Here is a 12507-nt window from a genome sequence, read left to right as displayed (position 1 = left end):
CAGCGATGGGCATGCCGCCGCATTCGTTCGCTGCGCAGGCGTGGAGCGCCCGTTCGCTGGCGCGAGCAGCCATCCGGCACCGCGAGACGCTACTCGCCGCTGCCGCGACCGACACGCCGGCCCCGGCTCACACGCGCGCCAAAGCGCGCATGAGAGTCATCCGGCCGTCGTCAGCGCACACCGGGCGCATCACCGCCGCGCATGGCGCCCGATAATCCACCCCACTCACCCATCAGTTCGCTGTTGTTTACCACCCAAGGAGCTTCACCATGAGTGCCATGCCACCGCCGATCCATCCCTCGTCCAGCGCCGCGCCCGGCCCGGTACCGAATCACCTGATCTGGGCGATCGTTTCCACCGTGCTGGGCTTTTGCCTGTGCTGCCCGGCGCTGATCTCCGGCATCGTGGCGATCGTGTTTTCCAGCAAGGTCAACGGCCTGCTCAACCAGGGCGACATCGACGGCGCACGTCGCGCCTCCAACACCGCCAAGACCTGGTGCATCGTGACCAGCGTGCTGGCCGCGATCGGCCTGCTGATCAACATCGGCATGGTGGCCACCGGCGGCATGCAGGGCTACATGGACTACATGCAGCAGTTGCAGCACATGCAGTAATGGAACTGCGTCCACGCCACTGGCTTGGACTGGGGGCGGCCACCAGCGTGGCCGCCCTTGGCGTATCGTTGCTGTATCGCTTCGATCCGAATGCGGGCAACAGCCCGTTCCCGCCCTGCGTGTTCCGCGCCGTCACCGGCTGCTATTGCCCCGGCTGCGGCATGACCCGCGCACTGTATGCGCTGGTCCACTTCGACCTGCCCGGCGCCTTCGCAATGAATCCGGCCGCCGTGCTCGGCCTGTTCACCCTGCCCGGCCTGATCGCCTGGAAAGCCGGCTGGCGCGCACGCTGGTTTGCCCCGGTGGTGGCCGTGATGTCCGAACCGAAGTTCTGGTTATGGGCATTGCCGATGTACTGGATCGCAAGGAATCTGCCGTGGTACCCGTTTACGCTGCTGGCGCCGGGTTAGACCGCGAACAAGCGCGATGCGCCGAGGTTCCCAGGCGGACGCGCGCTACACATTTTTTTGCACGACATCATGCGCGGCGCTACCGCACCCATCCCGCAATCACCAACAACGCCAGCACCCCCAACCACAGCAGCAGCACACGCCAGACCAGGCTCATCGCATCGCGGACTTCCGGCAGGCGGCGCCACACCGGTACCAGGCCCGAATCGGTGTAGTCGTGCGCCTCCTCGCGTAGCTCGGCGCTGACGCTGGCACGCGCCACAGCACCGAGAAAATGCGGTTCCAGCGACCAGCGGTTGCCATGCGCTTCGCGCCAGGCGCGGAACACGGTGTCGAAGTTACCCACCAGCGCCATCGACATCGTCATCAACTGCGCCACCGGCCATTCCAGCACCGCCAGCAGCCAACGTGCGCCGGCCAGATTGCGGGGCGGCAGCAACACGGCCAGCGGGCTTTCCACCGCCAGCGCAGTGAGCCGATACAACACCGCGCCGAACGGCCCCAGCAGCAGAAACCACCACAGCACCGCGAACCAACGCCGCAGGCCGTTGACCACCACCGCTTCCACCAGCGATGGCGCGTCTTCATGCACGCTGCCGCCGGCGGCCTGCAGGTGCGAAATCGCTTCGCGCCGCGTGTGCGGCTCGTCGGCGTCGATGACCGCTTCCACATCGCGATCCAGATCGCGCGGCCCCCAGGTCCAGGCCAGCACCGCCACGCCGAACAGCAAATCCAGAAAACCGTGCCAGACATCGTCCAGCAGCCACTGCACCAGCAGCACCACCAGCGCCGGCAGCACCGCCAGCAGCACGCCATAGCGCCCTTGCCACGCACCGCGCCCGGCCGCGTAACCGTCCAGCCGGCGCAGCCATTGGCCGAACCAGGCGAAATTGCGCAGCCTGGCTACCTGCGCCGGTACCAGATGGCCCAGCGTGAGCGCGACGACGACGGCAACCAAGGTGGTGAACATGGGCAGGCCTCCTCAGCCGAGTCTAGCCGAGCGGACGCGAGCGCCGCTGCAACACTGCAAAAGCCGGCCTGGCTCAGCCATGCGCACGATGCCAATGCTCGATCAACGCACGCGCAATGGAAATGCGCGGCGGCAACCCGATGTCGCCCTCGCCGGCCAGCGCAGCGCTGACCTGCGCATGGCTGACCCAGCGCGCGTCTTCCAGCTCACCGGTGACCTGCGGCACCTCGGTCGCTGCGGCACGCGCGGTGAAGCCCAGCATCAGCGCGCCCGGGAAGGGCCACGGCTGCGCGCCCAGGTAGCGGCAGTCCTGCACATGCACGCGGGTTTCCTCGAACACCTCGCGCGCCACGGTCTGCTCCAGCGACTCGCCCGGTTCGACGAACCCGGCAATCACCGAGTAACGTCCTGGGGCCCAACTGGCCTGACGACCAAGCAGCAAGCGCGCTCCATCGCTGACCGCCACGATGATGGCCGGGTCCACGCGCGGGTAATGCTCGATCTGGCATTGCGTGCAGTGCGCAATGAAGCCGGCGCGCCGGAACGCGATCGCACCGCCGCAGACACCGCAAAAACGCGTGCGCGATTGCCAGTGCAACATGGCGCGTGCATAGGCGAAGGCGGTAGCGATCTCGGCAGGCCAATCGGCGGCGGCCTGGCGCAGATCGATCCGCTGCGGCGCCTGCACCGCGACAATGTCGGCCGGCACACAAAACCAGCCCACCGCATCGCGCAGACCCAGGAAGATCGCAGCCTCCGGCCCGTCGCCCAGTTCGGCGCCATCCAGCAACAACGGCTGGCCATCGGCATCGGCCAGCGCCGCGCCTTTGGCGTCGATCAACAGCACACGGCCCTGCGGCCACAGACGCGCCAGGGCGTCGGGATCGTCACGCAACATATCGCCGCGATCGAGCGGCGCGTGGGTGAAGGCAAAACCGGAAGATGAAAAAAGAGACTCTGACATCGGCGCAAGCCTGCCGATAATCGGCAGCGCCTGCAACCATCGTACGCACTCGACCGAGCGCGCCTGCGGTGCGTGTTCAGACGCGGGCGCCGCCCGCGCTGGCCACCGGCTTGGAACGTGGTTCACGCCTGGTCGCGCGGCCCCCATCACGGGACCGCGCGCAGGCGCGGCCATGCCAGTACACGCACGTTCGCCAATGGTCACGGCAGTGCGCTGCACCGGCTGCAGTGAAGAACCGTGCAGGTGCGGGCTTGGGATACGCCCGCACCTGCACGGTTCTTTCGGCAGGGTCAAGCAACGAGCGCTGTATCAGCGCTGCTTGTCCAACAGCTGATGCCGCACCGCCACGATGCACGGCTCGTTCGTCAACAGATGGGCGAAGGCCGAGTTGTCGCTGGAGTTGCCGGTGCCGATATCCACCAACGCCACCTGGTTGCTGCCACGCCGCTTGAAGCTGGCGATGGCGGTCTGCGCGTTCTTGAGCGGAATGGTGGCATCGTTGGACGAACCGCACAGCAAGGTCGGGGTTTGCGGCGCCCACGCCAGCAGATCGTTGCGCGCCAGATCCTGGCGGAACGGGTTGGCGGGGTTGCTGGCAAAGTCGCGGTAGAAGCCAGGCTGGAAATACGCCTTGATTTGATCGATGCCTGGCAAGGTGTCGCCGAGAAACAGATCGGTCAGGCTTTGCTTGCCCGGGAACAAGGGCTCCACTTTGGCAGTCCACGGCTCCTGAAACACCTGTCCGGGCTCCAGATAGATGTTCTTGTAGGTGTGCTGCATCGCGACGATGGCATAGCTGCCCAGAATGATGCCGAAGCTGCTTTCGCCTACCGCATTGCTGCCGCTCCAGCTGTCCAAAAATGTCTGCTGCAGCGCGTAAGGCCCGGAGATCGGCGCACTGGCCACCAGATGGAATTCCTTGGACAGATGCGTCTCTATCTCACGCTGGGTGGCCATCGCCGTGTGGCCGCCCTGCGAATAACCCGACAGCATCACCTTGCCGGACAGCGGCGTGTTCAAGCGCTGCAACACACTGCGCGCCGCACGCATCGCATCGATGGTCGCACTCGCCTCGGTCGCGCTGTGCAAATACGGGTGATAACCGTAGTTGGACTTCCCGAGCCCCAGATAATCACTGCTGACCACGACATACCCCTGGCTGGCCAGGCGCGTGACCAGTGGGTCGTTGCCCTTGGCATCGCGGATGTCCTTGGCCTGCTCCTCAGTGCGAACCGTTCCGGTCGGACGTCCCCAGCCGAGCAACGGATACGGCCCTACGCACCGCTCGCCATCTGGAACCAGCAGCACGCCAGATGCGGTTGCAGGTTCGCCTTCGACACCGACGGTTGCATAGGTGAATTCGGCGACACGGACATTGCATTTGGGCTGTTCGGCCTGCGGCTCGGAGGCCAGCATCGCGCCGATCGCGTCACGGCTGTAGCTGGTCAGGAAATTGCTGGTAAGCAAGGTACCGCGCGCGGGCGCGGCCTGCGCGGCGGGTGCAAGCACTGCGCTGGCGATGCCCAACATGGCCGCCAGGCCAAACGCCGATCGGGAGTTGATCTGCAACATGAAGTAATGCTCTCTTGGGGAAGGACGGAACAGACGCGCAGCAATCAGCCGACACCGGATCGGTGCCGGTGCCCGATCCAGGTGCGGAACGAGCGGGAACGCTCACTGCACCACGGCGTGGAATCGACACAAGGCATGGCATGCGCATCAGCACGGTGTCGCACACGACTGCGGTGGATCAGCGTGGACAAGCGGCAATGCCTGGAGAAAACGCGCATATCGTGGCGCCAGCGGTGAGCACGCACGCAGTATGGTCATCCGGATCTGCGCACCATCGCGCACGCACGAAGCTGGCGCGCGCGCCGCGAAACCTGCAGCGCAGAAAGTGGCGTGGCGCGTTACGCGCGCGTGCAGATCGCCCGCCTCGCGGGCGCAGCCCAAGCAATCGGGTGCGTGCCCGGCGATCGACCGCCAGCGACTCGCCGCATTCCTGCCGTCGTGCTGAAGCAACCTGCAGCGCCGCGCATGACGCAGGCATTTTCAACTACGCACGTGGTTCGCAACGACGCGCGCGGTTCGCTCGTCTCCACGTGGCGCACAGCGCTGTCATCGTCTTGAAGCATTGCCGCAGTCATTGCGCAACGTGGAAGCACTCACACGCATGCCTGACCAGTGGCGGCCATGTACGCACTGCGCAGCTCGGGTTGGCCGCCTCATCGTGATGGCGGCCGGCGGTCGCCGACGAACTGCAGCCGCACAACAAGCGATGCACCACCCTCATCACAGCGCGCACTGCAAGGCGAGCGAGGCATACCGGCCAGTCCCGCCACCTGCAACGCCCACCTCATCGCGAGCCGGTCAACATCTCACGCAAACAGCGCGCAGCCCTGCCGCGATCGATCACACGTTCGGCAATGCCTTGGCATCAACGCAGGTGCCTGCAGGAATAGGCGCTACGCGCCAGCAATTCGCATTTGCCCAGATACGTCGAACGATCCGCATCTATCCAGAGGCAATCAGACGCTGAAGCTGCTTCCGCACCCGCAGGTGGTCTTCGCATTGGGATTGCGGATGACGAACTGGGCGCCGGTCAGGCTTTCGGTGTAATCCACCTCGGCGCCCATCAGGTATTGCAGGCTCAGGGGATCCACCAGCAGCGTCACGCCATCGGTGGCCACGGCCAGATCGTCCTCGGCGCGGTTCTCGTCGAACTCGAAACCGTACTGGAAACCGGAACACCCTCCGCCCTGGATGTACACGCGCAATGCCAGGTCGGCGTTGCCTTCTTCCTGGATCAGCTCGCGCACCTTGGCGGCAGCGGCCACGGAGAAGTTCAGTGGCCGGTCGATGGACTGGTAGTCCGGCGCCGGGGCGACAGTAGGAAGCGAAACGAGCGTACTCATGGCGCCAGCATGGGGGCCAGACGGTCCTACTTCAAGCCAGGCCGCCGCATCGGCTGCCGCGGCATTCACCGCGCATGCCGCACTCAGGCGTCGGCGGTTTCGGCCTGCAACGCCGTGGCCGGCTCGGCACGGCCGGCTTCCGGCGCCGGCAGCGCCGCGGTTGCACCGGCCGTCGCGGCATGGATCAGCCGCCCGGTGAGCTGCGCGCCGGCGCTCATTTCCACCACCTGGTAGTGCACATTGCCCTGCACGCGCGCATTGGCGGCCAGTTCGACCCGCTCGGCCGCATGCACATCGCCGGTCAGCTGGCCGTTGATGATCACCACCGGCGCACGCACCTCGCCTTCGATGCTGCCCTGCTCGGCCACCGTGAGGGTCGCGCTGGCGCCGTCTTCGGCGATCACCTTGCCCAGGATGCGGCCTTCCACATACAGCCCGCCGCTGAACATCAGGTCGCCGCGGATGACCACCTGCGGCCCGATCAAGGTATCGACCACGGTCTGCGCACCACGGTTGGACTTGTTTCCGAACATGAGCTACTCCCCCGCGCCATTGCCGGCGACTTTCCAATCGAATGTCTGACTGACCGGCGCCCCATCGCCGCTCAGGGAGATTTTGACACGTTGCGGGGTGAAATCCTTCGGCAGGATCACGCTACCGTCCAGCTGCTGGAAATAGCGGAACGAGTACGGCTGCCCGGCGGCATCGGGCTTCTGGTGCAATTCGTTCCAGCTCACCGTCACCAGCTTGCCGGCGCGCACGCCTTCCACCGCAAAGCGCAGCTGGCCCTGGCTGATCGCGCCGCGGTTGAGGTTCTGGGTCAGCACCACGCTGTAATTCCAGGTGCCGCCGGCTTCGGCAGTGAATTGCACCGAGTGCGCGTTGAGCCCCTTGCGCTGCGCGGTGGAGCCCACCAGCCGCTCGTAGAACGCCACGTCGGCGCGCAGCGCGGCGATCTGCTCGTCGCGCTCGGCCAGCGAGGCCTGCACTTCGGTATTGGCCGCGCGGCTGATCTTGTCGGACATCGCCAGATTGACCTGGCGCTGCTGCAACTGCTCGATCTGCCGACGTTGCTGGGCCTGGCTGCGTTGCGCCTGCTGCAGCGCTGCCTCGGCCTTCACCAGCCGCGGTGCGGCCGTGCGCGTGGCCATCCACCACACCCCGCCCAGCGAAGCCAGCCACACGATGGCCACCAGCAGCCACAACCAGCGGCGACCGGGCCGGCCGCCGCCGGAGGCACGTTGGACGATCTGCACGCGTGCGGCTGGTCTCATAGGCATCGGGTCCGGACGGGCCGGCGCAATCATGGGCGGCGTAGTGTGCCAGAGCCCAGACAATGGTCGCGCTGGCGTTGGACCGGCGGTTATCCCAAAGTTCTGCGATAGTTCTGCAATTGTTTGCAGGGAACCACGCCATGAGCGAAGCGCATCTGTTCGTGATCGGCATCCTGCTGGCCTGGCTGGCCGGCATCCGGGTCTATCTCACCGTGTTCGGCGTCGGCCTGGCCGGCCTGCTGGGCTGGATCGACTTGCCGCCGGCGCTGCATCCGGCGCAGTCGTGGTGGGTCCTGGGCACCTCCGGCGCGCTGGCAGTGGCCGAGTTCTTCGCCGACAAGATCCCGGGGGTGGATTCGGGCTGGGACCTGCTGCAGACGCTGGCCCGCGTGCCCGCTGGCGCCTTCCTGGCCGCGGCAACGCTCTCGCCCGATGGGGACCTGGGCGCGGGCGCCCTGGCGGCCGGTGCCGGCGTGGCGCTGACCAGCCACACGCTCAAGGCCGGCACGCGCGCACTGCTCAACACCTCGCCCGAACCGGCCAGCAACTGGATCGCCTCGCTGGCCGAGGACACCATCGCCACCACGGCCTTGGCACTGGCACTGGCGCACCCCTGGCTGGCACTGGGTCTTGCGGTGGGTTCCAGCCTGCTGGCGGGGCTGGTGGTGTGGTGGGTCTGGCGATTGCTGTGGCGGGGCATGCGTCGGCTGGTTGCGCCGATGCGCCCCGCCGCTACGCCAACTGCACGCAGCTCCCCGCTACCGTGAAGTTCATCGCATAATCACAGCGACTGTAGGGAGTATCGATGGCCGCCCGAGATCCGGTTTCTTCCACCACACGTGACGACACCGCCACGCGTAATCGTCCACTTCGCGCCGAGACGCCGCCGGCCGACCACTGGCGTCGCTGGGCCGATGAGGTTGCGTCGCCGGTCGACACCGCTGTGCCGGTGAGCGCGGCGATCATTCCTGCGCCTGCCGCTGCAGCGGTGCCCAGCCCGGCCGCGGCCGTGTCGGCGCCGCGCGCGTCGGCGGCCAGCGGCAGCGCGCGTGCTGCCGCAGCATCGGCGCCCACGGCGTTACCCACATCGGCAGCGGCCACCGCGCCGCACGACGGCGAGGACAATGTCGCCGCCGATGCGCCGTACCGCGTCCTCATCGTCGAGGACGACCGCTCGCAGGCCTTGTTTGCGCAGAGCGTGCTGCATGGCGCCGGCATGCATGCGCAGGTCGAAATGACCGCCGCCAGCGTGCCGCAGGCGATCCAGGACTATCACCCGGATCTGATCCTGATGGATCTGCACATGCCCGAGCTGGACGGCATCCGCCTGACCACGCTGATCCGCCAGCAGCCCGGTCAGCAGTTGCTGCCGATCGTGTTCCTGACCGGCGACCCGGACCCGGAGCGCCAGTTCGAAGTGCTCGACAGCGGCGCCGACGACTTCCTCACCAAGCCGATCCGCCCGCGCCATCTGATCGCTGCGGTGTCCAACCGCATCCGGCGCGCACGCCAACAGGCGCTGCAGCAAGCCGGCGAACAGGTCAGCGCGCGCAGCAATCCGGAAACCGGTCTGCCCACCCGCGGCCACGTGATGGACCTGCTCGCCGATGCGCTGGAGCGCAAGCAGTCCGGCGGCCTGTTCTTCATCGAGATCGCCAGCGCGCTCGGCCTGCGCGAGCGCTACGGCTATGCCGCCTACGAGCGCCTGATGACCCAGGCCGGGCACCGCCTGGCCAGCGCCGCCCAGCCCTACCCGCTGGCGCGCCTGAACGACAACAGCTTCCTGCTGCTGGCCGTCGACATGCCCGAAGCCAGCCTGGAACAGCAGGCATTGGAGATCCGCCAGCGGCTGTCTGCCAACGCCTTCCCGGTGCGCGAAGAAGAATCCGTGCACGTGCGCTGCGCCATCGGCGTGGCACCGCTGGGCGAGGGCTTCGACGACACCGGCAGCGCGCTGGAAGCGGTCGAACGCACCGCGCTGCAGGCACGCCTGCGCAGCGACGGCGTGCAGACCTACCTGGCGCCCAGCCAGGCCGAACAGCAGGAACAACTGCGGCTGGTCGAAGGCCAGCTCGAACTGGCCTATCAGCCGATCGTGGCCGTGGCCGGCGGCGACACCGCGCAGTACCAGGTGCTGCTGCGGCTGCGCCAGGCCGATGGCACCTTGCTCTCGGCAGGCCAGGTCATTCCTGCCGCAGAAGCGGCCGGGCGCATCGCCGATCTGGACCAGCAGGTCATGGACCACGCGCTGGGCCTGCTGCACCTGTACCAGCACGCCAGCCCGCCGCTGCGCCTGTTCGTCTCGCAATCGCCGCGCACGCTGGCCCGCGACGCCTTCGCCGACTGGCTGCTCAAGGCGCTGGTCGAACGTGGCGTGGCCGGCCAGTCGCTGATCGTGGATCTGCGCCTGGACGATGCATTGATCCATGCCGTCACCGTGCAGCAGTTCTGCGCCAAGTTGATGCCGGCCGGCGTGCAGTTCTGCCTCAGCCAGTTCGAACCCGGCGACGAAGCCAACGCACTGCTGGCCCAGCTGCCGCTGAGCTTCGTGCGCATGGCCAACCGCTTCGCCGATGCGCACGGCAACGCGGCGGTGCGCGACGAACTGCGCGGCGTCATCGACATCGCCCACCAGCGCGGCCTGCTGATCATCGGCCAACGCATCGAAGACCCGCAGGCCGCGGCTGCGATGTGGATGAGCGGCGTGGATTTCATCCAGGGCAACCTGGTGCAGACGGTCGGCAAGGAACTGGACTTCGACTTCACGAGCGCGGTGCTCTGAGTGAGAGAGCGGGCAGCAGGTCTTCGCGCCTGGAGCATCTTGGCAGTGCTGGCCGCGCTGGCGGCCGCACTCGGCGCAGGCCTGCAATGGTCGTCGCTGCAAGGCCCCTGGCGCGCCGTCAGCGCGGTGTCGGCAGTACTGGCGGTGGTCTGCGGGCTGTGCGCCGCACTTGCGGCCCACCGGGCTGCCCAGGCGCAGCATGCGTTGGCACAGCGCCTGGAAGAGGCCGACTTGGCCCGCGAACGCTTGCAGCAGGAACTGCGGCGCCACGGCGAACTCGAACAGGAACTGTTGCGCGCCAAGCAGGCCGCCGAGGCCGCCACCCTGGCCAAGGGCGAATTCCTGGCCACCATGAGCCACGAGATCCGCACCCCGCTCAACGGCATCATTCCGATGCTGGAGCTGATCTCCAGCGGCCAGCTCAGCGTTGACCAGCGCGACATGCTGCAGACCGCCACCGGCAGCTCGCTGCAGCTGCTGCGCATCGTCGACGACATCCTCGATTACTCCAAGCTCGAAGCCAACAAGCTCGAACTGGAAATCACCACCTTCAACCTGCGCGAGCTGCTCGACGGCGTCATCCAGTTGCTGCAGCGCACCGCCGAAGGCCGCCAACTGCGCCTGAGCCTGGATATCGAACCGTCGGTACGGCTGCTGGTGCGCGGCGACCCGATCCGCCTGCGCCAGGTGCTGGGCAACCTGATCGGCAACGCCATCAAGTTCACCGAACGCGGCAGCGTCGACATCCAGCTGCGCCGCCTGGGCGAAACGCGCGCCCAGCACCTGCTGCGCTTCCAGGTGCGCGACACCGGCATCGGCATCGCCCCGGACCAGCAGGCACGCCTGTTCCGCTCCTTCGCACAAGCCGATGCCTCCACCACGCGGCTGTACGGCGGCACCGGCCTGGGGCTGGCGATCTGCAAGCGCATCATCGACCTGATGGGCGGCCGCATCGGGGTGGAATCCGAACCCGGGCGCGGCTCCACCTTCTGGTTCGAAATCCCGCTGCTCAAGGTCATCGGCGATCTCCAGCAGGCCACCGACGCCGATGCCGCACGGGTGATGGTGATCAGCTCCGACGCGCGCCTGTCGCAACGCCTCAAGCGCCTGCTCGACAGCTGGGGGGTGTCGCACGTGCTCATGGAAACCACCCAGGAAGCGCTCGAACGCGTGCGCCGGCACAACGACAGCGAGGGCTTCCGTTGCGTCATCGCCGACCACGACACGTTGCGCTACAGCGCGCGCGCGGTGCACCGCGCGCTCGCCCGCCCGGAAAACGCCAACAGCGCGCGGCTGATCTGGCTGTACGGCGAAGAACCGGTGCCGGCCGAACTGCAGGATCACGCCACCCTGGTGCCGCGACAGAGCCCGGACGAAACCCTGCGCGCCCTGGTGCTGCCGCCCGAGCCCAAGCCCGCCCACGTCACCACGCTGGCCTCGGCGATGATCCCCGAGCCATTGCCGCCGCCGATGGCCAATGCGCGCGAGGTGCGCATCCTGCTGGTCGAAGACAACCCGGTGAACCTGCTGGTCGCGCAGAAGCTGCTGGCCGTGCTTGGCTTCGAGGCCGACACCGCCACCGACGGTGAAGCCGCACTGGCCAGCATGGAATCCACCCGCTACGACATGGTCTTCATGGATTGCCAGATGCCGGTGCTGGATGGCTATGCCGCCACCCGCCGCTGGCGCGCGATGGAAACCGAGAGCGGCGGCCGCCCGATTCCGATCGTGGCCATGACCGCCAACGCCATGGCCGGCGATCGCGAACGCTGCCTGGCCGCCGGCATGGACGACTATCTGTCCAAGCCGGTCGCACGCGAACAGCTCGACGCCTGTCTGCAGCGCTGGCTGCCGCGTCAGGCGCTGCTGCCCGGCCCAAGCAGCGCCGGCCAGGCGACCCACGACCCCGAAAGCGCCAGCGCCGCTGCCCAGGCACGCGCACTGCCGATCCTGGACAACAGCGTGATCGACGAGCTGTACGAAGTGGCCGGCGCGGACACCATCACCATCCTGCAGCTGTTCCTGGAAGACGCACCGCTGATCATCGAGCAACTGGAAGCGGCCGCCGCCAACCGCGACAGCATGCAGCTTCGCGACCTCGCCCACACCCTCAAGTCCTCCAGCGCCAACGTCGGTGCGCAGGCGGTGTCCAACGCGGCCCGACGCATCGAACTGGCCGCCCGCACCGGCACCATCGAACGCCCCTCGGTCATGGTCGCCCTGGTCATCGCCGAATACGCCCGCGCCCGCCTGGCGCTGCTAGGCCAGGTCGCCCGCCTGCAAGCCGCCGCCAGCACCACAAATCCGTAGTCGCATCAGCGCTGTCGAAGCAGCAGCAGACGCCTGGCGCCGCCACCTGCATCGAACTGCTGAGGGATGCCATCCCGGCCGCGAACACGCTCGGGTAGAGCCGCCCTAACCACGAACGTTATTCGGCCGCTGCCCTGACAGCGCGGTGAGCGGCCCGGGATCCTGGTTCCGAAAGGACACCAGAGCCCCTCTCCTGCGGGAGAGGGGTTGGGGCGAGGGTAAGGACGAAGCCGCGCACTCTCACCCGGCAACAGAATCTGTAGAAGCA

Annotated in this window: 11 protein-coding genes; 5 read left to right on the top strand and 6 right to left on the bottom strand. The window is 67.4% G+C overall.

The features are described from left to right. Positions 1-269 precede the first annotated feature (269 nt). Entirely contained in the window at positions 270-614 is a 345-nt protein-coding gene (locus ACCQ07_RS02550) for a CD225/dispanin family protein (protein WP_005920117.1), read from the top strand. Further along, the gene (locus ACCQ07_RS02545; RefSeq protein ID WP_008574010.1) at positions 614-1024 is read left to right on the top strand and encodes a DUF2752 domain-containing protein; all 411 of its coding nucleotides are present in this window, start codon (positions 614-616) and stop codon (positions 1022-1024) included. Before ACCQ07_RS02550 ends, ACCQ07_RS02545 begins: the two co-directional genes overlap by 1 nt. 79 nt (positions 1025-1103) lie before the next feature. Here ACCQ07_RS02545 and ACCQ07_RS02540 read toward each other — a convergent pair whose 3' ends face one another. The 6 genes from ACCQ07_RS02540 to ACCQ07_RS02515 form a co-directional block, all read right to left on the bottom strand. Continuing rightward, entirely contained in the window at positions 1104-1994 is an 891-nt protein-coding gene (locus tag ACCQ07_RS02540; protein ID WP_372363754.1) for a cobalamin biosynthesis protein, read from the bottom strand. A 73-nt stretch (positions 1995-2067) separates the two neighbouring features. Continuing rightward, positions 2068-2958, bottom strand: coding sequence for an NAD(+) diphosphatase (nudC, locus tag ACCQ07_RS02535; RefSeq protein ID WP_218560824.1), 891 nt, complete (start codon positions 2956-2958; stop codon positions 2068-2070). A 309-nt stretch (positions 2959-3267) separates the two neighbouring features. Beyond that, positions 3268-4530 (bottom strand): lipase family protein, encoded by a 1263-nt coding sequence (locus ACCQ07_RS02530; protein ID WP_127165412.1) that lies wholly within the window; start codon positions 4528-4530, stop codon positions 3268-3270. A 956-nt stretch (positions 4531-5486) separates the two neighbouring features. Next, entirely contained in the window at positions 5487-5873 is a 387-nt protein-coding gene (gene erpA / locus ACCQ07_RS02525) for an iron-sulfur cluster insertion protein ErpA (protein WP_008574005.1), read from the bottom strand. 83 nt (positions 5874-5956) lie between these two features. Further along, entirely contained in the window at positions 5957-6406 is a 450-nt protein-coding gene (locus ACCQ07_RS02520; protein WP_008574004.1) for a bactofilin family protein, read from the bottom strand. A gap of 3 nt (positions 6407-6409) precedes the next feature. After that, positions 6410-7147 carry a DUF6776 family protein gene (locus ACCQ07_RS02515; RefSeq protein ID WP_033837242.1) on the bottom strand — a complete coding sequence of 246 codons (738 nt, stop codon included), beginning with the start codon at positions 7145-7147 and terminating at the stop codon, positions 6410-6412. Between the two features lie 140 nt (positions 7148-7287). Between ACCQ07_RS02515 and ACCQ07_RS02510 the strand changes: the two genes are divergently transcribed. Genes ACCQ07_RS02510 through ACCQ07_RS02500 form a run of 3 tightly spaced genes read left to right on the top strand, consistent with a single transcriptional unit; the run spans position 7288 to position 12239 of the window. Next, the gene (locus ACCQ07_RS02510) at positions 7288-7914 is read left to right on the top strand and encodes a DUF4126 domain-containing protein (RefSeq protein WP_011346185.1); all 627 of its coding nucleotides are present in this window, start codon (positions 7288-7290) and stop codon (positions 7912-7914) included. Positions 7915-7952: 38 nt separating this feature from the next. Continuing rightward, a complete protein-coding gene (locus ACCQ07_RS02505) occupies positions 7953-9929 on the top strand; it encodes an EAL domain-containing protein (protein WP_164738659.1) in 1977 nt (658 codons plus the stop codon). Between the two features lie 39 nt (positions 9930-9968). Continuing rightward, complete coding sequence (locus ACCQ07_RS02500; RefSeq protein ID WP_372363750.1) at positions 9969-12239, top strand: ATP-binding protein; 2271 nt, start codon at positions 9969-9971, stop codon at positions 12237-12239. The last annotated feature ends 268 nt before the right edge of the window (positions 12240-12507 follow it).

The organism is Xanthomonas sp. NCPPB 3583 (assembly GCF_041475715.2).
In the GTDB taxonomy this organism is placed as follows: Bacteria; Pseudomonadota; Gammaproteobacteria; order Xanthomonadales; family Xanthomonadaceae; genus Xanthomonas; species Xanthomonas euvesicatoria.
The sequence above is the reverse complement of the archived record's forward strand: the minus strand, read 5'-3'. Positions and strand labels throughout refer to the sequence as shown.